16 protein-coding genes are annotated in these 21,778 nt (G+C 67.9%); 7 read left to right on the forward strand and 9 right to left on the reverse strand.

Features of this window, described 5'->3' with window-relative positions:
- The first annotated feature begins 125 nt into the window (after positions 1–125).
- Positions 126–1,799 (forward strand): SNIPE associated domain-containing protein, encoded by a 1,674-nt coding sequence (locus tag ACVBEQ_RS16535; RefSeq protein WP_447154403.1) that lies wholly within the window; start codon positions 126–128, stop codon positions 1,797–1,799.
- Positions 1,800–1,813: 14 nt separating this feature from the next.
- A complete protein-coding gene (locus ACVBEQ_RS16540; RefSeq protein WP_447154404.1) occupies positions 1,814–3,529 on the forward strand; it encodes a TerD family protein in 1,716 nt (571 codons plus the stop codon).
- A gap of 321 nt (positions 3,530–3,850) precedes the next feature.
- Here ACVBEQ_RS16540 and ACVBEQ_RS16545 read toward each other — a convergent pair whose 3' ends face one another.
- Complete coding sequence (locus tag ACVBEQ_RS16545) at positions 3,851–4,588, reverse strand: potassium channel family protein (RefSeq protein WP_447154405.1); 738 nt, start codon at positions 4,586–4,588, stop codon at positions 3,851–3,853.
- 259 nt (positions 4,589–4,847) lie between these two features.
- Between ACVBEQ_RS16545 and ACVBEQ_RS16550 the strand changes: the two genes are divergently transcribed.
- From ACVBEQ_RS16550 to ACVBEQ_RS16560, 3 genes are all read left to right on the forward strand, one after another.
- Positions 4,848–6,113 (forward strand): IS256 family transposase, encoded by a 1,266-nt coding sequence (locus ACVBEQ_RS16550; RefSeq protein ID WP_447154110.1) that lies wholly within the window; start codon positions 4,848–4,850, stop codon positions 6,111–6,113.
- Between the two features lie 730 nt (positions 6,114–6,843).
- Positions 6,844–7,410 (forward strand): DUF998 domain-containing protein, encoded by a 567-nt coding sequence (locus ACVBEQ_RS16555; protein WP_447154406.1) that lies wholly within the window; start codon positions 6,844–6,846, stop codon positions 7,408–7,410.
- Between the two features lie 140 nt (positions 7,411–7,550).
- A complete protein-coding gene (locus ACVBEQ_RS16560) occupies positions 7,551–8,384 on the forward strand; it encodes a DUF6319 family protein (protein WP_447154407.1) in 834 nt (277 codons plus the stop codon).
- Between the two features lie 92 nt (positions 8,385–8,476).
- On the opposite strand, the gene ACVBEQ_RS16565 is transcribed toward ACVBEQ_RS16560, so the two are convergent.
- On the reverse strand, positions 8,477–10,879 hold the full coding sequence (locus ACVBEQ_RS16565; RefSeq protein WP_447154408.1) for a DNA internalization-related competence protein ComEC/Rec2: 2,403 nt from the start codon (positions 10,877–10,879) through the stop codon (positions 8,477–8,479).
- Positions 10,876–12,069 (reverse strand): ComEA family DNA-binding protein, encoded by a 1,194-nt coding sequence (locus ACVBEQ_RS16570; RefSeq protein WP_447154409.1) that lies wholly within the window; start codon positions 12,067–12,069, stop codon positions 10,876–10,878. Before ACVBEQ_RS16570 ends, ACVBEQ_RS16565 begins: the two co-directional genes overlap by 4 nt.
- A 444-nt stretch (positions 12,070–12,513) precedes the next feature.
- Between ACVBEQ_RS16570 and ACVBEQ_RS16575 the strand changes: the two genes are divergently transcribed.
- Positions 12,514–13,119, forward strand: a complete 606-nt coding sequence (locus ACVBEQ_RS16575; RefSeq protein WP_447154410.1) for a hypothetical protein — start codon at positions 12,514–12,516, stop codon at positions 13,117–13,119.
- 143 nt (positions 13,120–13,262) lie between these two features.
- Complete coding sequence (locus tag ACVBEQ_RS16580) at positions 13,263–15,521, forward strand: hypothetical protein (protein WP_447154411.1); 2,259 nt, start codon at positions 13,263–13,265, stop codon at positions 15,519–15,521.
- An 88-nt stretch (positions 15,522–15,609) separates the two neighbouring features.
- Here the strand turns inward: ACVBEQ_RS16580 and ACVBEQ_RS16585 are convergent, their stop codons facing one another.
- From ACVBEQ_RS16585 to obgE, 6 genes are all read right to left on the reverse strand, one after another.
- Positions 15,610–16,257 carry a histidine phosphatase family protein gene (locus ACVBEQ_RS16585; protein WP_447154412.1) on the reverse strand — a complete coding sequence of 216 codons (648 nt, stop codon included), beginning with the start codon at positions 16,255–16,257 and terminating at the stop codon, positions 15,610–15,612.
- Positions 16,254–16,748, reverse strand: coding sequence for a ribosome silencing factor (rsfS, locus tag ACVBEQ_RS16590; protein WP_447154413.1), 495 nt, complete (start codon positions 16,746–16,748; stop codon positions 16,254–16,256). Before rsfS ends, ACVBEQ_RS16585 begins: the two co-directional genes overlap by 4 nt.
- Before the next feature lie 139 nt (positions 16,749–16,887).
- Positions 16,888–17,451: a nicotinate-nucleotide adenylyltransferase gene (gene nadD, locus ACVBEQ_RS16595; RefSeq protein ID WP_447154414.1), complete on the reverse strand. Its 564-nt coding sequence runs from the start codon at positions 17,449–17,451 to the stop codon at positions 16,888–16,890.
- A 142-nt stretch (positions 17,452–17,593) separates the two neighbouring features.
- A complete protein-coding gene (locus ACVBEQ_RS16600) occupies positions 17,594–18,979 on the reverse strand; it encodes a glutamate-5-semialdehyde dehydrogenase (RefSeq protein ID WP_447154415.1) in 1,386 nt (461 codons plus the stop codon).
- On the reverse strand, positions 18,976–20,184 hold the full coding sequence (gene proB, locus ACVBEQ_RS16605) for a glutamate 5-kinase (protein WP_447154492.1): 1,209 nt from the start codon (positions 20,182–20,184) through the stop codon (positions 18,976–18,978). Before proB ends, ACVBEQ_RS16600 begins: the two co-directional genes overlap by 4 nt.
- A gap of 92 nt (positions 20,185–20,276) precedes the next feature.
- Positions 20,277–21,767 carry a GTPase ObgE gene (obgE, locus tag ACVBEQ_RS16610; protein ID WP_447154416.1) on the reverse strand — a complete coding sequence of 497 codons (1,491 nt, stop codon included), beginning with the start codon at positions 21,765–21,767 and terminating at the stop codon, positions 20,277–20,279.
- Positions 21,768–21,778: the final 11 nt, after the last annotated feature.

Consider the following 21,778-nt stretch of genomic DNA (forward strand, 5'->3'; position numbering starts at 1 on the left):
CAGCAGGATGCCGTCGATCATCGTGTCCAGGTGGCAAGACCGCGCGGCGGACGTCCGCGCTGTCGGTTGCACCGGGCAAGATGCCTGCAAGGTTCGCATCTCTAAGAGCGGAAGTGGTGCAGCGCATGGATCTGATGGCCGGCCAGAACGTCGCCCTTGCCGCCGAGGCCGCGAACGTGCGGTTGCTTCAGCCGGCGCAAGCCCAGGTCGACCTCGTCGCCCTTTTGCTCGACGAGCGGGGCCAGGTCAGATCCGATGATGACTTCGTTTTCTACAACGCTCCTCGCCACCCAAGCGGCAGCGTCACGCTCGCGGGCGAGGAACTACAGCTGGACCTGCGCCGCCTCCCGGGGGCCGTCGAGCGCATTATCGTTGCAGCGAACAGCGATGGGGAAGGCCAGCTCGATCAACTGACGGTTTCGGTGGAAAGCGATGCGAAACTTACATTCACACCGCCGAGTCTTGCCGGTCTGCCGGCCGCGGTCCTTTTGGAGGTCTACCGCCGCGGCGGCGGATGGCGGGTCCGCGCCGTGGGCCAGGGTTGGGCCGACGGTCTGGCCGGACTGGCCCGTGAGTACGGCGTCAAGGTTGACGCCGAGCCCGACCAGCCGGCGACGCCAGCGCTGAAATCGGACACTGTGCCCGTTCAGTCAGATCTGGAGCGGCTGAACCTGCGCAGGGACGCATTGATTCAGGAAGTCGCGGCGCTCGAACGGCAAGTGCACGCTGCGCGCGAATTGATCGTCGAAACCAATGAACTCATGCTGCTGCAAGAAGCGGGCTACTACCAGTTCCGGCACCCGCTGGACGACGTCTTGTCCTCGAAGCAGCGCCTGGACGGCCTCCGTGCGGAGATCAAGAAAGCGATCGGCCAGCGGACGGCCGTCCGCGGCAAATCCGGCTGGATGGTGAACGGATCGCTGAAAGAGGGGGCGGCTCTGGTTCGCCAGTTCAGCGACCTGATGCTGCGTACGTACAACATCGAGGCCGACAACTGCGTTCGAACCGTGCGCGCCCACACGGTCGACTCGGCGAAGAAGCGGCTGGATCGGACACGTGAGGCGATCGTCAGAAACGGCAGCACGATGGGTGTTGCGATCGACGAGACCTTTCACGCGCTACGCCTGGAGGAGCTCCAACTGACCGCGGACCACCACCTTCGGGTCGAGCAAGAGAAGGAGGATGCGCGCGAGGAACGGCAGCGGCAGCGAGAGGAAGCCAAAGCCCAAGAGGAATTCAAGCGGCGGAAGAAAGACCTATTCAAGGAACAGGCGCACTATCAGAGCCTGCTGGAGAGGTCTCGGATCAACGGCGACCAGGCAGGAATACTCGAGGCGCGTGAACGGCTCGCCGAGATCACCGAGAGCATCGAGGAAGTGGAGGAGATGGCGGCGAACACCCGTGTCGGCTACGTGTACGTCATTTCCAATGTGGGTGCATTCGGTGATCGCGTGGTCAAGATTGGCATGACCCGCCGGGAGGACCCGATGCAAAGGGTTTATGAGCTCGGCAGCGCATCGGTGCCCTTCAAGTTCGACGTGCACGCACTCGTCTTCAGCCACGACGCCGTAACGCTGGAGACAGCACTGCACCGAGAGTTCGACCAGCGGCGGGTCAACCAAGTCAACCGGCGGCGTGAGTTCTTCCGGGTGAGCCTCGCCGAGGTTCGGACCGCGCTGGAGAAGGTCGGAACCAATCACGTGGTGGAATTCCGCGAGCTTGCGGAGGCCCCCGAGTGGCGGCAAAGCCAAACCCAGCACTCCGGAAACAACCGTCCCGGCGTCGACCTGAGCCGGTAAGGAGGACAGAACCCATGGCCCGTCGAAGCGGAGTCGTCGCCGCACTCGTGCGGATGCAGCGGGAAGCCGAGCGGCAGCGAGCACGTCAAGCTCGCGAAGCCGCTAAATCGCAACGCGCCGCAGCTACCGCCCGCACACGCGCGGCTGTCAACGACCAGAAAACCAGGGCCCGCATGTACACGGAAGACCGGACTCGGGAGGCCGCAGAGGACACCGCGCAGCTTGAGGGTCAGGTAAAGGCCCTGCAGAGCGTGCTCTCGGCCACCCTCCGCGTCGATGACTACCTGGACCTCGAGGCCCTCAAGCAACCTCCGCCGAACCCAGTATTCGATCCGCTCGCTTTCGGAACGCCGCCCTCGCCCCCACGCGAGGGTGACTTCGCTGTGGAAGGCCCATCAGCTTTGGGGCGCGTCTTCGCCGCCTCGAAGCACGCGGCTCGGGCTGAGCAGCGTCAAGCCGAGTACCAACAAGCCCTTCACGGCTACAGGGCCGCTGCGCAACAACATGCACAGCGCTTGGAGGAGGCACATAGACGGCACGAGGCAGAAGTCAACCGTCAGATGTACGAGCACAGGCAGCACGTTGAAGCGATCAGCGCGCTTCAGAGCGGCTTGGCGGTGCGTCAACCGGCGGCCGTCGTCGCTTACCTGGACCTCGTGCTGGAAGCCGCCGAGTACCCCGACGGTTTCCCGCACTCGTGGCGACTCGGCTACGCGGCGGCCTCCGGGCACCTCGACATCGAGTACAACTTGCCGGGTTTGGATGTGGTACCCAACGTCAAGGGCTACAAATACGTCAAGGGCACCGACACGATCACCCCGTCCGCGCGCCCAGCTACGCAGATCCGCAGCATCTACGCCGAAGTGCTGCGGCAGACGGCCCTACGGGTCGTCCAAGAGGTACTGGAGGCCGACCGGGGAGGCGCGGTCCGCACTGTCGTTTTCAACGGCTATGTGAACGACACCGACCCGGCCACCGGTCGCGAAGTCCGCCGCTGCCTCATCGCCCTCGCTACATCCCGCGAGCGATTTCTGCAGATCGACCTCGCCCGCGTCAACACTGTGGACTGCTTAAATCATCTGGAGGCGCGGATCAGCAAAGACCCGAGCAGGCTTCAGGCGGTAGAGCCGATAGAACTGACCGGCTCACTGGAGGCCGATTACACCCAGGACACCGATTCCGACCCCGAGCCCCTACCCCGGCCAGCAGGTCCCGTGGTGACGAACGAAGTCGTGTCGCCAGCGCAAACGGCGGAGCAGCAAGAGTTGGTTGCCGGCCAGAACGTGCCACTTGGCGAGTCACGGCTTCAGCTGACTCTGCTGGCGAACAACGCGGACTTGTCCGTGCTCCTGGTCGGGGCGAGTGGACGTGTCGACCGCGATGAGGACTTCGTTTTTTACAACAATCCACGAAGCGCTCATGGCGCCGTGACGTTGACCGGGAACAGTGCAAGCGTCGCCACCGACCTGTTGCCGCAGCACTGCGAACGATTGATCCTCGTTGTCAGCGCTGGCGGCGACGCCTCCGTGGCGAATGTGACCGCTGTGCTCCACCAGCCGGATAGTGGGATCGACTTTCGGTTTCGACCTGCCGACGCCACTGGCGTGAGCGCGTTGGTCTGGGGCGAGCTCTACCTCCGCAACGGCAAGTGGCGCCTGCGCGCGGTCGGACAGGGCTGGTCGGACGGGCTCGCCGGCCTGGCCCGGGACTACGGGGTCAACGTCGACTAGCGTCCTCAAACCCGACGCTCATACGCTCGCATTCCCGCAGCGACGGGCCATTCGGCGCATCGTGAATACGGCAGCACACCCGGTGAGCCGGAATGGCAAGAGCGCGCCCCGGAGAGGGACCCAGACTCTCAGATCGTGACCACTGCGTACACGGGCCGATCACAAGTGCTTCACCGACCGCAGCGGTGCAATGTATCGCTGCTCCGTGAGGCGCACAGTCGTCAAGACTGCTTTGCTAATCGTCGAGCCCGACGATCAGCTGTTGCGCGGCAGCATCAGACGGTGGGACAGGCAGACTTCAAGGACTGACGATTCGGGCCGCTACCCACCTTGCCGGTGATCGTCCGGATCGAGGCTGGGATGATCGCGGCGGGAATCCGCTACGAACTCTGTCAGCATGGAGTGCAGGTGCTGGACCTGGTCGGAAAGGTCCTTCACCTGAGTCCGGGTGGCCGCTTGGCCGGCCTCCTCCGCGGCCGCGACCCCTTCGATCAACCACGAGCCGATGATCGCGGTGACCGTTCCGAGCAAAGCGATCCCGCACACCATCATCGCCACCGCGATACAGCGCCCCTCAAAGGTGATAGGACTCAGGTCGCCGTAGCCAACCGTGGTGATCGTGACGCAGGCCCACCACAGAGCACCACCGAACGTGGTGATGTCCGCGCCGGGCGCGTTCCGTTCGGCGTCGAAGACGGCAAGTGCGGCCACGAATACCAGCAGCGTTGTTGAAGCGGCTGCGTACACGACGACCCGACCCCGCAGCGCGGTGCCGGCCGCGCGCTGGAAGACGGTGAACAGCGTGAGTAGTCGGATGAGTCGCAACGGCCGGAGAACGGGTAGCGCTACAACAAGCAGGGACAGGATGTTTCGGAAGAACCAGCGCCGTCGGTCACCGGCCAAAGTAAGCCGGGCGACGTAGTCGACGGCGAACATCAGCCAGGACCCGAAGACGATGACCTGACTGAAGACGAGGGCCGCGCCTTGTGGCTCGCCGAGGACCTGCCAGGCGTACGCGGCCGCGAACAGCACTGCAACCCCGACAAGGGGCCACTCCATCGCCCGATCCCACCGCTGAAACGCCGTGTTTTCTGCAGTACCAGTTTCGATTGTCGCCACGACGGCAGAATCGCATAAGGACCGTTCGCTATCTGCCGGTGGTAGGACACGGCGATCACCTCAGCCGCCAGTTGAGTCCTGCAGAGTGGTGTACGGCCACACGCCCATCTTGATCGTGGGCGTGTCGGGCTGGGACGAGGACGGTCACCGCGTGATTCTTCGAAGGACCTCTCACAGTCTGCCGAAGGAGTACCACGCGATGACCTCTGCTCACCCTATCGACCCCGAAACCTTCCTGGCCGATCAGCTCGCCGCGGCGAGCCCGGACCTGCTGCGCTCGATGTTGTCCACGTTCGTCCAGGCGCTGATGGGCGCCGAGGCCGACACCATCTGCGGCGCCGGGTACGGCGAACGCAGCGATGAGCGGGTGAACTCCCGCAACGGGTACCGGCACCGCGACTTCGACACCCGCGCCGGCACCCTGGACGTGGCGATCCCGAAACTGCGGTCCGGGTCCTACTTCCCGGACTGGTTGCTCGAGCGGCGCAAACGGGCCGAGCGGGCGCTGACGTCGGTGGTCGCGACGTGTTACCTGCTGGGTGTGTCGACCCGCCGGATGGAGAAGCTTGTGCAATCCCTTGGGGTGACATCGCTGTCGAAGTCGCAGGTGTCGGTGATGGCCAGGGACCTGGACGAGCAGGTCGAGGCGTTCCGGTCCCGCCCGTTGGACCAGGGCCCGTACACGTTCGTCGCCGCCGACGCGCTGGTCCTCAAGGTCCGGGAAGGCGGCCGGGTGGTCCGGGTGCACGCCCTGCTCGCGACCGCGGTGAACGCCGACGGGCACCGAGAGATCCTCGGCCTGGACGTCACCTCGGCCGAGGACGGGGCCGGCTGGTTGGCGTTCTTCCGCGGCCTGGTGGCCCGCGGCCTGTCCGGGGTCAAACTGGTCACCAGCGATGCGCACAGCGGGCTGGTGTCCGCGATCGGTGCCACCCTGCCCGGAGCGTCGTGGCAGCGGTGCAGGACGCATTACGCGGTCAACCTGATGGCAATCACCCCGAAAGCCAGCTGGCCGTGGGTGAAGACCATGTTGCACTCGGTATACGACCAGATCGACGCCAAAGCCGTTGCCGCCCAGTTCGACCGGGTCACCGAAGCGCTCGGTGAGAAGCTTCCCGCGGTCGCTGATCACCTCGACGAGGCCCGCGACGAACTGCTCGCGTTCACCGCATTCCCGAAGGAGATCTGGCGGCAGATCTGGTCCAACAACCCCCAGGAACGACTGAACAAGGAGATCCGCCGGCGCACCGACGTCGTCGGCATCTTCCCCGACCGCACCGCCCTGATCCGCCTCGTCGGCGCCGTGCTCGCCGAGCAACACGACGAATGGACCGAAGGCCGCCGCTACCTCGGCCTGGACGTCCTGGCCCGCTCCCGCATCACCCTCGCTACCGACAACACGGGCGATCCGTCCAGCCCGACGAAGGAGGTCACTACCAGACCAGCCGAAACCCTCACCGCCTGACCGACGAGGGATCACCGGTGACCGAACTCAATACACCACGCGAATGGGCTTGACCCAGCCGCCTCGACAGCGCGACCGGCTGGGGCATGAACCCTGAGTCTGGCGGAACGCTGAAGGGAACGCGGAGTCGCGGTATCCGTTGGGCGCGACCAGGCGCGCACGAGGGGTGACCAGCGCCAAACCATCTCTACTGCGTATCGTGACCGCGACGCGATACGATCGTGCTCAATCCAAACCTGTTGCCGCGCACAGTGTCTGGATTCACCTGTGCTCAGGCCGAGAATGCGAGTTCTGAGGCCGGGGACGGCGAGATGAGTCAGCCGGCGCGGATTCGTGTGCCAACCGCCACATTGCGGCTTGGCTCATTCGCGATCCGACACAGCTCGGGTGCCGTCGGTTTCGAGGGTTACGGAACGCCAACGGAGTCAGCGACGGGCGGCATGCTGTGGCCCCACTGGAGTGGGGTGAACGGTGCGCAGCTCCGTGCGGTGACAGTGTCAGTATTTGCGATGCAAAGGACGAGTGGATCCTGCCGGCATCTTGATCATCGGGCGTCAGGCTCGCACAGTCTTCCCACCGTGGAGCGGACCAGCGGATGTCGCGCGGATGGTCTGGGCGTGCCGGTGAGAACCGGTCGGCCTGACCCAGTCGACTCCCCCAACCCTGCCAAGCGAGCTCGGTAGCCCGCGAAGGTCCCCGACATCTCGGCGGGGTCGTGCAGACTCGGAAGGTGCGCAACTGGGTGTTGGTGTCGGCGGCCGCTGCTCCGGTGGCGCTGATCGGCGGGTGGACCCTTGCGGCGTCGCGGCAATCGGGCGGATTCGACCAGATCCGCGACACCATCAGCGCGCTCGCCGCCCAGGGCGCCGATGACCGCTGGATCATGACAACAGGCCTGTTCGTGCTCGGTGCCTGCCACCTGGTAACGGCCGCCGGGCTGACCGAGGCCGCTCAAGCCGGGCGACTCCTGCTGGCACTGGGTGGCGCGGCCACCGTTGTGGTTGCTGCCTCTCCGCAGCCGGCCGCGGCGCACATCCCCGCCGCCGCCGTCGGTTTCGGTGCGCTGGCGTTGTGGCCGGCGTTGTCCGCACTGCCCGGCCGGCGGAGCGGTACCGCCGCGTCCGGGGTGATGCTGGCGCTGCTGATCTGGCTCGGGGTTGAGCTGCGGGGAGGGAACTACCTGGGACTGAGCGAACGCCTGCTGGCCGGCTTCCAGTCCTTATGGCCGCTGTTCGTCGTGCTGGTTGTCGTTCGCGAACGGCGTCGCGGCCGGTCCCGCGACGCAGCCCTGCGCTGACTCAGGCTGGGCGCGAGCCCGCCTGCACTCCTTCGCATGTCGTGGACCGGCGATCAGGTGAGCGCTGCGCAGAAAGGTCGGTAGCGCGCGAACGCGCGTGCTCTCCCCCGATGTCGGTGGCCGGTGGGAGGATCGGAGACATGCCTCCCCGCCGCCGTGCCGCCGCCCCGCCCCCGATCGACGTGGAGGCGGTACGGAGCAAACTCGCCGAGGGAAAGATCGTCCGGGTCGGCATCACCAGATCCGCCCAGTTCCCCGAAGGTGGCACCGGACGGATCCGGCATGTCGGAAACCCCGACGTCGACGGTGACGAATACGTCCAGGTCGAGCTGAGCCTCAACGGCACCCGGGACATCCTTCCCTTCACCCCCGCAGACCTGACGCCTGCGATGAGAGGCCGCCCGCCGGCACAGTTTCCGGTCACACCCGCACGGTCAACGACCGCACGCCCCGCGCCCGCCCCCGCTCCCGCCAGCGCCCCCCGGCCCCCAACCGCTGAGCACGCCGATCGAGCCGGAGCCGGCATGGAGCGGCCTCCGTCCGATGAGCCCACAGTGCCGGCCCCCGCTGTTCGTCCTGCAGCGGCTGCGGATTCCGCTCGCGAGCCCGCACGACCCGCGCCGGTCGAGCGGAACGCACCGCGAGCGACAGTGCCTGTGCCCAAAACCCGACCGACCAAGGGCGCCCGCCGAACGCCGCCGGTCTCCATCACGGTGGCCACGACATCGTCAGAGCCCGTTGAGTGGAGGATCGAGGCGCGGATCGGGACGAAGGTCGCGGTCCGATCGGCAGTGGTGTCGCCGGCACGGGTCTGGGAGTTCGTCCGTCTGCTCGACAACGACGCGCTCAGCCAGGCCGTCGGCGCCATCCTCGACGAGCAGCGCACTGCCGCGCAGGCCCGGGCGGACGCGCTCGCCGCCGAACTTGCACAGGTCCGCGCGGAACTCGACGCGTTGCCGGAGGCACGCCGATAGCTCCGCCTGCCCGGCGCCCGCGCCGCGATGGAGGCGGCGGTCGGCCAGAGCTGCAGCACAGGAAGTGGTGTCCTTGCATCGGTGTGGCTCAGTCAACCGGGTGGTCCGCTCGCACCTCGATTCGCCATGGACAGGTCTCCGTCGGTGACGCCGACCGAGACGTCGCCTTGGATGTCCGTGCGCAGAACAGTTGTCACGCCGGCATGATCGAGCGTCGTCAGAGCACGGTCGCTGGGGTGGCCGTAGTCGTTGCCCACGCCCACCGAGATCACAGCAACCGCGGGTAATACGGCCGTGACGAATTCGGCAAGCAACTTCGATGAGCCATGGTGCGGCACTTTGAGGACGTCGGCGGCCAGATCGGCGCCGGAATTCAACAGTGCCTGCTGCGCCTCGATCTCGATGTCACCGGTCAGCAACATGCGCTCCCCGCCCCGCACGGCCATCATCACCACCGAGTCGTTGTTCGGGTCCGAGTCCGTGCCGCGGAATTCCCGCGCCGGTGCCAGGACAGTCAGGTGGAGGTCGCCGGCCGACCACTGTTCGCCGGGTGAGACCTCCACCAGGGGTATGCCCAAATCAGCGGCCTCCTGCTGAACCCTCGCCCACGCCTGGCTCGGCTCCCTCCCCGGTCCAACCGCGATGGTCCCGACTGTCCGTCCGTGCAGCGCTCCTTCGAGACCGTCGATGTGATCGGCGTGCAGGTGCGTCAGCACCAACAGCGGGATGGTGTCGACACCCAACCGGTCCAGGCAGGCGTTCATCGGGCCCGGATCTGGCCCCGTGTCGACCACGACCGCAGCGCCTGGCTGCCCTGTCGACAGCACGACGGCGTCGCCTTGTCCGATCTCACAGGCCGTCATCAACCAGCCGGTGACCGGCCACCCGGGTGCGACGAACCGGGTCGGGATGAAGACGACCAGCACACCGGCCGCGGCCGCCGCGAAGACCGTCCGAACCCGGCTGTGTCGCAACAACATCGACACCAACAGGCTGAGCAAGGCCAGTGCCAGCGCGCCGGTCGGGGTCCCGGGCCACGGCACGGTGGCATTGGGCCAGGCCGCCAGGTGGTGCGCGGTACCGGCGACCCACCTCACCAACGGTGCCGTCAGCTGAGCGAAAGCCGCAGCCGCCCAGGGGAACCACGGTCCGGTCAGCGCACACAGCACTCCGAGCACCAGGGCTGGCGCCATCACCGGTGCTACCACCAGGTTGGCCAGCACGCCGACGGCGGAGATCGAGTCGCTGATCAGCACGATGATCGGCATCGTGACGATCTGCGCGGCAACCGGCACGGTCAGGACATCCGCCCAGCCGCGGGGAATACCGCGCCGCTGGAGCGCTGCTGACCACGGTGGCGCCAGCAGCACCAGCCCGCCGGTTGCCACGACAGAGAGCGCGAATCCGACCGACAGCGCCAATTCCGGCTGGATCAGCAGCAACCCGATGACCGCTGTCGCGAGCGCCGGCACCGCTGTTCGGCTGCGTCCACTGAGCAGTGCGAGCATGCCGATACCGCCCATCAGGGCCGCCCGCAGCACCGACGGCTGTGGACCGACGAGGATGACCAGCGCGACCATGGTGACGGCTCCACCGAGTGCAGCAAACCGCGGACCAGCGCGCCGCAGAATGACGATGACGATGCCGCAGAGGATCGCGAAATGGGAACCCGATACCGCCAGCAGATGACTGAGACCTGTCGCCTTCGCGTCGGCGTCCAGTCGGTCATTGATGCCGCCGGTGTCGCCGACGACCAGTCCGCGCAGCAACCCACCCTCGTCCTCGTCCAACGCGGCGGCGTTGGACGTCAGGTCGGTTCTGATCGCGCCTGCCACGACGAACCACCACGGGGCACCGTGGATGAGGTCCGGCGGATCCCGGGCCCGGACCGTGATGGCCGGAAGGCCACCCAGCGGCACCATCCGAAGCCGGCCGGACACTGAGACCCGTTGCCCTGGAATGATTGCCGACCAGTTGGCCCCTGCGCCATCGATGGTGATCGTCGTGTGCGACGTCCACGTCACACCGGCCACGATGGCCGTCTCGACCGTGGCCGCGACCCGCCATCTGGTCGGCACCGCGACCGATTGGCCGTTCACCGGGGATCCAGTGCTATCGGACACCGGGAAGGTGGGCTGCGCAGATTCCGGGAACCGGGCGACCGTCACGACCAGCAGAGCCCAGGAGCCGCGTTCCGCGGCCGCCCCCAGTGGATCGGAGCTGCGTTCCGCCACCCGCAGGTTGGTCAACACCAGCGCGGACGCCAGGCAGGCCAGCGACGCGACCGCACCGTAACGCCAGCGTCGATCCAGTCGCACCGTGGCCGCGAGGGTCGCAACGGCCATACCTGCTGCCCACCAGGCCGTCCCGGGTGCCAGGAGGGCCGTCACGGCTCCCGACCACACCGCCAGCGCGGGCGGGATGAGGCGCAGGTCCACCGGCGGAACGACCTGGTCGTCCATCCATCGGTGCCGCACCGCGCCGGTGCGGGTCACACCGTCACCAGGGGCGAGATCTGGGCAAAGCGGGACGGCCCGATACCGCTGATCTCCTGCAGCTGTTCGATGCTGGTGAAGGTGCCGTTGGCGTCCCGCCAGGCCAGGATGTTCTGCGCCATCACCGGTCCCACGCCCGGGAGGGAATCCAGCGCAGCCTCGTCCGCGGTGTTCAGGTTGACCAGCGCCGATTCCGGCGCGTCGGGTGACTCGCGCCCCGCAGCGGCCGGCGCGGCTCCACCGCCGGGCGCCGACGAGCCGGAGGGGGAATCGCTCAGCACGATGGAATCGCCGTCAGCCAGCTTCGCGGCGAGGTTCATTCCCGTCAGGTCGGCGTCAGCGGTCGCCCCGCCCGCCGCGTCGATGGCATCGGCGACCCGGGCTCCGGGAGGCACCGTGACCAGGCCGGCCTTCCTGACCAAACCCGTGACAGAGACGACGATCTGAGTCACGGCAGCCGTCTCCACGGCTGAGCCGGCGGACTCCTCAGCCGCCGACCGACCCAGGGCTGCCGAAGTCCCGGCGGGTGCGTCCGCGCCACCGGACAGTCCGACGACCGTGGCCGCTGACGCAGCCATCGGCACAGGTACCGGTTCGGGCTGGTTGCGCCAGACGCCAACCGCGGTCACGACGGCCGCGAGCGCAGCGATCATCAGCAGGATCAGTGCGCCGCGACGTCCAGGGTCGACGCGTGCATCCCGCAGTGGTTCCGGCACCCACAGTTCGGCGAAACGACCCCACTGGCGGCCCAGTCGCGGCGCTCGAACAGCCCTGCGCCGGACCGTGGTGGTGTGCTCCTGGCGGCCATCGCCGTCGCCGACGTCCTGTCGCGGAGGACCTTCGTCGAGGTGAGCACGGGTTGGCCCGCCGGCCGGACCAGCGAATACCGCACCGGGCTCCGTCTCTTCCTGAGCGCCCTCGCTCTGGACGTTGTCGGCCCAGCCGACTGGACTCTCCGACCAGGACATCTGGTCCGGGTCGGGTGCGGACCGTCTTGCCTCGGCGCTCCGGTCTACCCGGCCGATCTCGGGTACCCAGCCTCCGATGACCGGTTGCGGATCGGGCGACCGCACCGACGGCGGACCACCTGGCCCGTCCAGCACCGATCCGGACTCGGGCGGCGGCGTATCAACGTGCCGACCCGAGTCGCCGGGTCGCTCCGCCAGCAACGCATCTTCCGTCCGATTCACCCAGGCGGGGCCCTGCTTCGGAGCGGCACGGTGGTGACGACCGCTTCCGACCACGGCCTGATCAGGCGCCGGCGACTCCACGTCGGGCTCCGCCACACCGGCGAAGGTGACTCCTACCGCCGGTTCAGTGAAGACCGAAAGCTCAGGCGCAGCCGCGGCTTCTGGTGCCGTACTCGATTCCGGTAGTCGGCGCAGGGCAGCAAGACGGCTCAGCGGATCAGGGCGGGGGCGCACGTCATGGAAGCTATGGGGCCTCGACGACGCGACTCGCTGACCACCGTCCGATGTGGACTGATCACGTGTATGGGGACAACCTGTGGGGTGAGTGGGCAGGCCGGGCCGCCAACGCGCATCGGAAGAGCATCGGCGGATCTGCCCGAAGGGGCCAGCGACGGTGCCCGAAGGCCCAGTGACAGCACGTCCGCCGGTTCCTATCGTGGAGGCATGCGCGGTCGGGCGGGCCCGATGGTCACGGACGAGGCCGCCCGACTCTTGACCGGGCGGTTGATGCTGCCGACCGGTGCCGTGTTGCGTCCGTTCAGCCCGCGAACCGCGCCGCTGCCGGATTCGGTTCGCCTGTTCGACGTCCGATGGGGGCCATCTGGGCCGGGCCGGGAACGATTCCGTGGGGCCGCGGTGCTCAGCGAACGTGAAGATGTCGTCCTCGACCTCGGAGACCAACTGGATTTCCAGCAGCTGCTGACCGTGCTGTGGCCGCAGAGCGCAGGCTTGTTGGCCGAGATCATCGCCCGCTACATGCGGCGCGGCCCGTTCGACATTGTCGTGACCGAGCGGTCTGCCGTCGGCGGCATCGTCGACCCGGTGGACCTCGCGCGGATGGGATGCCGTCCACCGGTCCGCTCCACCCTGCCCGATGGCCAAGAGCGAATCGAGTTCGACAGCTTCCGGCTCGAAACCGAGGACGACGACGGCAACGTCACGGTGGCGGTCGACCGCTGGACCGCAACGCGCCGGCTGGACCGACCGATTGTCGTGCAGACCACGGTGTTGACCACCGGTCTGCCCGGCTTGCGAGACCGATACCGGTGACCGTTCCGGGGCGCAAGTCGCCTCCAATTCACCGCCGGCCATCCCGCTCCGGCCACCAGGACCGGGCGGACCCGGCCGAGCAGGTCCACGGCGCGCCGGCCCCACCGAGCGCATACGATCTCGTCGTCCACCTGCAGCGGAAGGTGGGAAACAAGGGCGTCACCGGCGTGCTGTCCGGTCACGTCGCGCCGCCGCCGCTGTACGACCCGCTCGGCGCGGCGATCGCGAAATCCGCGAACCAGGACCTGATTTCGGTCAACGAGCGACCCGACGAGGTCACGCTCGACCCGGTCAAGCCCGTTGATCCGGCCACTGCGGCGGTGATGCCACCTGCGACCCAAGCCAAGGTCCTGGCGGCCCGCGCGACCTTGAGCCGGATCCCCAAGATGGAAAGCTCCGACCTCGAGACCTTGAAGCGGACCACTCCGGGAGCGCCGGTGCTGGAACTCATCAAACGCCGGGAGGTACTACGGGACGACATCACCTACCAACAATCGCAAATGTCGGGCCGGATGCCGGCCGCTCGTTTGCCTGACGACCAGATGGCCGCGCTGGATACAGAACTCGCCCCGTTCCAGCAGCAGGTCGCATACGACGAAGCCGAGATCACCAGGACGCAAGAGCTGATCGACACCATCGTTCGAGGGGCCGGGGCCCAGGATGAGGCCGGTTTGGTGTCGACGCTGACCAAAGAGTTCCCGGAATTGTTCGTGCGTCGGGCCAAGTTGATCGCCTTTCAGCAGTTGTCGGAAAACGCCGAAGTGGCCACCAATGAAGCGAACCGGTACGGCCTCGGAATTCCCGGGGTGGGAGCCGGGGCCAATGCCAATCCCGCCGACTTCGCCACCAAGCCCCAGGACATCGGTGGGTTGCGCCGGGGCGCACACCGCGTGCTGGTGATCGATCGGGAAATCGTAAAGATCCAGGCTGCGCAACAAGCAGCCAACCGGGCCGCCCGGGACGCGACGGTGCCAACCTCGGTGGAAGGCGGCGAGAACTCGGGTGCCGGTGCCGGTTCCTACGCCACCACGGCGCCCGAATTGCCCGATCTTTCCGCAAGCAACGAGCAGTTGGCACAATTGAACACCGAGCGCGACGCCATCCGGCTGCAGTTCCCCATTTTGTACCGGCCGGGACTGGACCTGACTGCGCTGACGGCCGCCTCCGACGACGAGGTCGCCCGCGCGACCGGATCGGAAATCGGCAGACTGCTGGCCAACATCGCCGACACCCGGCGTTCGATCGCTGATGACGAGCTCAAGGTGTGGAACCTGCGCGGCATCGTCGATCTCACCCTGCAAGATCTTGGCATCCCGCCCGAGTCCCCGCTCATGCAGGTGGTGCAGCGGCACGCCGCCACGGGCAGCGACGAAGGGTTGTTGCACAAGGCGTTCATCGCCCTCGGGGTCGTCGCCGGAGTTGTCGCCACTCTGGCCACCGGAGGGACCGCACTGATCGCCGCCGCGGTCTCGATGGGCATCAGCGGCTACGAGGTCGCGAAGAGCGTGAAGGAGTACGGCGTCGAGACGGCCGCCAACAACGTCGCCCTCGATCCGGAGCTGGCCGACATTTCGATCAACGACCCGGAAATCATGCCCATCATGCTCAATCTCGTCGGCCTGGTCGCCGGCGCCGCCGATCTCCGGCGGGCGATCACCGCCCTCCGCGCCCCGGCGAAACTACTGGCCGAAGGCGGAGATCTGGTTCCTTTCGCGACGGCCGCCCGAAGGGTGCTGCCGCTCGAAGATGCCAACCGCTTGGCGGCCGCCGCCGGTCGCATGGCGGGCCACGACGAAGGCGTGCTCAACACCCTGCTCGCCATCGAGAACACCTACAATCACGCCGACCTCAACCAGGTCACGAAATTGCTGACCAAGCACGCCGAGGTCGGCTACGCGAAAACATTCGATCGAATGGCCGGCGCAGGTCGTGTGCATCCGCTGAACGAATCGGCGGTGCGGCAGTACATGGGCGAGGAATTCGTGCATCAGGTCAATGACCCGCTCTTGAGGGCGTGGTACGACCCCACTTCCGGGCGACTGTTCGTCAAGGAAGGGATGAACGCGGAGGCCTTTGGCTCCTGGGCGGTCCACGAGACCAGCCATCATTTCCAGGAACTCGCGGTCTTCGGCAGTTCGGCGAGTTTCCAAGGAGAGTTCCAGGCTTTCCGCATGCAGCAGCAGTACCTGCATTCGTTGGAAGCCGCTGCCGGGGCCGACGCGGTGCCGGCATCGATGCGCTGGCTGACCAACGCGACCGATGAGGAGCTCGCCGCTCGGATCGATCTGTGGTACGGCCACCAGGCGCCCGCTGTGCTCGAAGGCGAAGCCATGATGCGGCCGCTCCTCGACCTGCTGGCTCAATTCGAGAATCAGACTGCGAAAGTGCCGAAAGTGCCATGAAGGAGTCGCCCCAGCCTGCGAAGGCGGCCCGTCGCACTCCGAGCGGTCTTTGCCTGCTTCGTCCCTCAAACGGCCGTGTACTGGTCGGCTACGTGCCGGCGACCTGGTCCTCGCCCTTCGGCAGGACGAGCCCGCCGAGGCCCGCGTTGTAGGAGTGCAGGCGCCATGCGCCGGCGTACCGGTGCAGCACCACCCAGTGGCAGTTGCCGACGCCGATCAGCGTTCCCCAGCTGTCCTCGGGCAGCGACAGCAGGCATCCGGTCAGCCCGACGATCAGGCCACCGTGCGAGACGAGCAACGCCCGGCTCGCCGTCCCGCTGTCGAGCCCGTCGACGACCTCCTTCGCGCGCTGTGCGACCTGCCACCGCGACTCGCCCCCCGGTGGGGAGGCATGAGCCGAGGTCGTCCGCCACCGATCCCACTCCCCCGGCCACTGCGCGACGACCTCGTCCCGGGTCAGTCCCTCCCAGAGCCCCATGGAGGTCTCGCGCAGCCGGGCGTCGACGGTCGGCTCGATGCCGGTGAGAACCGATACGGCAGAGGCCGTTTCCCGCGCGCGACCGAGGTCGGACGACACGATGACGGATGGGCGCAGCGCGACGATCGACGGAGCGGCGCCGATGGCCTGGTGGTGCCCCGCGGCGTTCAGCGGGATGTCACGGTGACCCTGCAGTCGCTGGTTCCGGTTCCAGTCCGTCTCACCATGACGAAGCAGGATCAGGTGCTCGAGCGTCACGGCGAAGCGATGACGCCGGGCCGCGCGTCCGCGGCGCCAGTGTCCTCGACACCCGCCCCGGCGCTGGTGTCCGTGTCGGCGTCGGAGGTGGTGTCGGGGTCTGTCGTCGCCTGGTCGGGTGCTCCCTCGAGCGCGGCGTCCACGAACGGCAGTGTCGGGCAGTCCTTCCACAGCCGGTCGAGGGCGTAGAACACCCGCTCCTCGGCGTGCTGGACGTGCACGACGACGTCGACGAAGTCGAGCAGCACCCAGCGACCGTCGCGTTCGCCCTCGCGGCGCGGCGGCCGGGATCCGGCGGCCCGCATCTTCTCCTCGACGGCGTCGACGATCGAGCTCACCTGCCGTTCGTTGGCACCGGTGACGATCACGAAGACATCCGTGATCGCGAGCCGGTCCGACACGTCGACCAGCAGGATGTCCTTCGCCAGCTTGTCCGCGGCGGCCTGGGCCGCCACCTGTGCCAGTTCGACGGCTTCTTGTGTTGCGGTCATATCTCTCCCTGCATCGAAATCTTGTTCTGACTGCTGAATTCGGTGTGACTCTTGGAAAGTGCATTCACTGCGGTGGAGCCTGTTCACCGGCGCCGGTGCCGTTTGACCGCGTACTGCGGGGGCGGCGGCCGGTGCGCTGTCACACGTCCACCGCATACAGCCGGTGTTTGGCGATGTACTGCACGACACCGTCGGGAACGAGGTACCAGACCGGCGCCCCACTCCTGACCCGCACCCGGCAGTCCGTCGAGGAAATCGCAAGGGCCGGAACCTCGATCAGCGTTGCCGCGCCCGCCGGCAGCGGCAGGTCGTGCAGGTTGTAGCCGGGCCGGGTCACGCCGATGAAATGCGCCAGGTCGAACAACTCGTCCACGTTGCGCCAGGACATGATGGCGGACAACGCATCCGCACCGGTGATGAAGTACCACTCGGCGCTGGGTTCGGCGGCGCGCAGATCGGTCAACGTGTCCTTGGTGTACGTCGGTCCCGGCCGGTCGATATCGACCCGGGACACGGTGAAGCGGGGGTTGGCGGCCGTCGCGATCACCGTCATCAGATACCGGTCTTCCGCCGGGCTGACGCTGCTCTTCTGCCACGGCTGGCCGGTGGGTACGAAGATCACCTCGTCCAGCGCGAACTGGTCGGCCACCTCCGAGGCGGCAACGAGGTGGCCGTGATGAATCGGGTCGAAAGTGCCACCCATCACACCGATCCGGCGTGCAGCAGCCGCACCCACGCTACTGGCGTCCGCGCCGCGGGCGCCCGTCACGCAAGACCCGCGGCCGGCGACGGCAACCGGAGCCCGAGCAACCGGAGCCCGAGCAACCGGAACGCGACTGCAGCGATCACGACGAACTCCGGATCTGGCCGTTGCCGGTCACCACGTACTTGGTGCTGGTCAATTCGGCCAGACCCATCGGCCCACGGGCATGCAGTTTCTGCGTCGAGATCCCGATCTCAGCGCCGAATCCGAACTCACCGCCGTCCGTGAAGGCGGTGGAGGCGTTCACCATCACCGCGGCAGCATCCACCCTCGCCACGAACGCGTCGGCGGCGGACAGCGACGAGGTGACGATCGCTTCGGTGTGGCCGGTGCCGTGCGCCGAGATGTGGGCGATCGCCGCGTCGATGCTCGGCACGACGGCAACCGCGATGTCGAGCGAGAGGTACTCGGTGTCGTAATCGGATTCGGTGGCCTGGACGACCCCCGGCACGTCACCGACCAGAGCGCGAACCGCGTCGTCGGCATGCAGCGTGACACCGGCCTCGCGCAACGCGGCCACCGCGGCCGGCACAAAAGTCTGCGCGACATCAGCGTGCACCAGCAGGGTCTCGGCGGCGTTGCAGACAGATGGCCGGCGGGCCTTCGAGTTGACGAGGATCTCCAGCGCCATCGCCTCGTCTGCGGTCGCATCGACATAGACGTGGCAATTACCGACGCCCGTCTCGATCACGGGAACCGTCGAGCCGTTCACCACCGCCTGGATCAGGCCCGCGCCGCCACGCGGAATGATCACGTCGACGAGTCCGCGAGCGGTCATCAGATGGCGCACCGACTCCCGGTCCGTTCCCGGCACCAGCTGCACCGCGTCGGCCGGCAGCCCGGCGCCGACCGCGGCCTCCGCGAGGATGTCGACGAGCACCCAGTTCGAGCGGTGAGCGGACGTAGAACCCCGCAACAGCGCGGCGTTGCCGGCCTTGACCGCGATACCGGCGGCATCGACGGTGACGTTCGGCCGCGCCTCGTAGATGATCGCCACCACACCGAGTGGGACCCGAACCTGGGTCAGGTGCAGTCCGTTGGGCAGCACCGACCCACGAACCACGGTGCCGATCGGGTCGGGAAGTCCGGCGAGCTCGCGCAGCCCCGCCGCCATCGCGTCCACCCTCGACGGGGTGAGCCGCAACCGGTCGACCAACGACTCCGCTGTACCGCCGTCGATCGCTGCCTGCACATCGAGCTCGTTCGCGGCGAGGATCTCCGAACGACGATCCAGCAGCGCATCGGCCATCGACTGCAGCGCAAGATCCTTGACCGAGCGCGGCAGCAGGGCCAACTCCGCGGCCGCAACCTGAGACGCCCGCGCCGACGCCAGCACTTCCTCGCGGGTCGCCGCGCCCGCGGGGGTCTCCGCATCGCCGGCGACGGGCGCTGCCGTACCGGGGAGAGCCGCGGCCGAACCAGGGCCGGACGCCGCCGAGGTGGTCGCGGTGCGGTCGAGAGTGGTCATATCCGTGCTCCTTCTTCGGTCCGCGGACCACCGCGGTGAAACTGTCGATCGTCGCTGGCGGTCACAGATGCGGGCGTCACCGCGATCAGGTCGTCGGCGTGGACAACCGGATGCCGCAATTCCGGAGCCAGTTCGGACAGCGACCGGCCCATGATGCTCGGCATCTCGCCGGCGTCATGGCCGACGAAGCCCCGAGCCACCAGCTGCCCGTCGGGACCCAGAAGGTCGACGACGTCGCCGGACTCGAAGTCGCCGGTGCACGCGGTGATCCCGGCGGGCAGCAGCGACTTCCGGCGACGCAGCACCGCCGCCACCGCCCCAGGGTCGAGACTGATCGAGCCGGACGCGCTGGCGGCGTGCCGCAGCCAGAACAACCGGGCGCTGGTCCGCCGGGTGGCCGGTGCGAACGCCGTACCGACCGTTGGACCGTCGGTGTCCTCCGATGGATCCGACATCCGCAGGGCGGCAACGGCATCGGCCGCGGACGCGAGCAGAACGGGTATTCCCGCACCGGTCGCGGTCAGCGCGGAGGTCAGCTTGGATTCCATGCCGCCGGTGCCGACGTCGTTGCCCGGTGCGCCGATCCCGATACCGGACAGCGCCTCCGCGTCCGGCACCTCGCGGACGGGCACGGACCCGGCGAGCCGAGGATCACCGGTGTACAGCGCGTCGATGTCGGAGAGCAGGATCAGGGCGCCGGCACCGACCAGGTGCGCCACCAGTGCGGCGAGCCGGTCGTTGTCGCCGAAGCGGATCTCCGCGGTGGCGACCGTGTCGTTCTCGTTGACCACCGGGACCACCCCGAAGGTCAGGAGTTTGCCGAACGTGCGCTGGGCGTTGCGGTAATGCGCGCGCCGCACGACATCGTCGCTGGTGAGCAGGATCTGGCCGACCGTGAGCCGGTGCCGGGCGAAGGAGCCTGCGTACCGCTCGGCGAGCAACTGCTGGCCGACCGACGCGGCGGCCTGCTGGGTGGCGAGGTCGCGCGGGCGCTTCTGCAGTCCGAGCGGTGCCAGCCCGGCAGCGATGGCACCGGAGGACACCAGCACGACCTGCGATCCGGCGGCGACCCGGCCCGCGACCGCGTCCACCAGCGCATCCAGCCGGGCCGGATCGAGCCCACCGGCAGAGGTCGTCAACGATGACGAGCCCACCTTCACCACAACGACTTTCGCTCTGCCGACCGACAACCGCGCCGAAGACAAGGCAGCCGCGGTTCCAGTGGGGAGTCCGCCGGAATCAGGGGTCGCGGGGTCCGGGGTCGCCGCAACCGCAGCACCGACCGCCGAACCCGTGGTCACCTGCCGCCGTCCTCGCCGAGGACGCCGGGAATCTCGGACTCGTAGTCGTAGCTGTGCCCGTCGACCTCGAGCCCACGGCGTAGACGGTGCATCGCCTTCCGCTCCGCCGCACCGATCCGGTCCAGCTGGTCGAGCCGAAGATCGGTTCCGCGACCCGTCGGCACCATGTCCACACCGGCCAGTGTGGTCGGTTCCCAGTCGAAGGTGACGTGGCCGATGGTCACCGGCGCACCCGGGCGGGCGCCCTGGGCCGCCAGCTGCGCCTCGACACCGAGCCTGGCGAGCCGGTCGGCGAGGTAGCCGACCGCCTCGTCGTTGTTGAAGTCGGTCTGCAGGATCCAGCGCTCCGGGCGCGGGCCGGTGACGATGAAACCACCCTCGACCTCACGGTCCGGTTCGACGTGGAACTGCTCGGAGTCCACCGGTGCCGGGCGCACGACGATCCGCGGCACCGGAGCCAGCGGCTTGGCGGCCCTGTCTGCGGCGACGACCTCGGCCAGCGCGTAGCGCAGCTCCGGCAGACCCTCGTGCGTGACGGCGGAAATCGCGAACACCCGGTAGCCCGCGTTCTCCAGATCGGGCCGCACGAATTCGGCGAGATCACGCGCCTCGGGGACATCGATCTTGTTCAGTACGACCAGCCTGGGGCGGTCCGCGAGGTCGCTGCTCAGGGCCGGTGTGTACTCGGCGAGCTCGTGCTCGAGGGCCACGATGTCGGACAGCGGGTCGCGGCCGGCCTCGTACGTCGCGCAGTCGATGACATGCACGAGCACGGAGCACCGCTCGATGTGCCGCAGGAACTCCAGACCCAGCCCCTTGCCCTGGCTCGCGCCGGGAATCAGACCGGGAACGTCGGCGATGGTGTAGACCTCGGAGCCGGCGGTGACCACGCCGAGGTTGGGCTCCAGCGTGGTGAACGGGTAGTCGGCGATCTTCGGCCGGGCCGCCGACAACACCGACACCAACGAGGACTTGCCGGCGCTGGGGAAGCCCACCAGCCCGACATCGGCGACGGATTTGAGCTCGAGGACGACATCGACCGTCTCACCGGGTTCGCCGAGCAGGGCGAAGCCGGGAGCCTTCCGGGCGCGGGACGCGAGCGCCCCGTTGCCCAGTCCACCGCGACCGCCGCGGGCCGCGACGTAGTGGGCGCCGGGACCGACCAGGTCGGCCAGCACCCTTCCGTCCTCGGTCAGCACGACCGTGCCGGACGGGACCCGCAGTTCCAGGCCCTCGCCGTTAGCGCCGTCACGGTCGTCGCCCTGACCGGGGCGACCGTTGCCGGCCTTGGCATGCGGGCGGTAATGGAAGTCGAGCAGGGTGTGCACGTTGTCGTCGACGACCAGCGTGACGTCACCGCCGTTGCCGCCGTCCCCGCCGTCGGGTCCGCCGAGCGGCTTGAACTTCTCGCGATGCACCGAGGCGCAGCCGTGGCCGCCATCGCCGGCCTGCAGATGTAGGACGGCGCGGTCGACGAACCTGGCCACGGACACCTCCT

It is taken from the genome of Nakamurella sp. GG22, from assembly GCF_052976845.2.

Excerpts from the sequence above, each read along its gene's own strand:
- ACVBEQ_RS16600 (WP_447154415.1), bottom strand. The coding sequence starts at position 18,979 with ATGACCACTCTCGACCGCACCGCGACCACCTCGGCGGCGTCCGGCCCT.
- nadD (WP_447154414.1), bottom strand. The coding sequence starts at position 17,451 with ATGGGTGGCACTTTCGACCCGATTCATCACGGCCACCTCGTTGCCGCC.
- ACVBEQ_RS16545 (WP_447154405.1), bottom strand. The coding sequence starts at position 4,588 with ATGGAGTGGCCCCTTGTCGGGGTTGCAGTGCTGTTCGCGGCCGCGTAC.
- ACVBEQ_RS16550 (WP_447154110.1), top strand. The coding sequence starts at position 4,848 with ATGACCTCTGCTCACCCTATCGACCCCGAAACCTTCCTGGCCGATCAG.
- ACVBEQ_RS16540 (WP_447154404.1), top strand. The coding sequence starts at position 1,814 with ATGGCCCGTCGAAGCGGAGTCGTCGCCGCACTCGTGCGGATGCAGCGG.
- ACVBEQ_RS16575 (WP_447154410.1), top strand. The coding sequence starts at position 12,514 with ATGCGCGGTCGGGCGGGCCCGATGGTCACGGACGAGGCCGCCCGACTC.
- ACVBEQ_RS16560 (WP_447154407.1), top strand. The coding sequence starts at position 7,551 with ATGCCTCCCCGCCGCCGTGCCGCCGCCCCGCCCCCGATCGACGTGGAG.
- rsfS (WP_447154413.1), bottom strand. The coding sequence starts at position 16,748 with ATGACCGCAACACAAGAAGCCGTCGAACTGGCACAGGTGGCGGCCCAG.
- ACVBEQ_RS16535 (WP_447154403.1), top strand. The coding sequence starts at position 126 with ATGGATCTGATGGCCGGCCAGAACGTCGCCCTTGCCGCCGAGGCCGCG.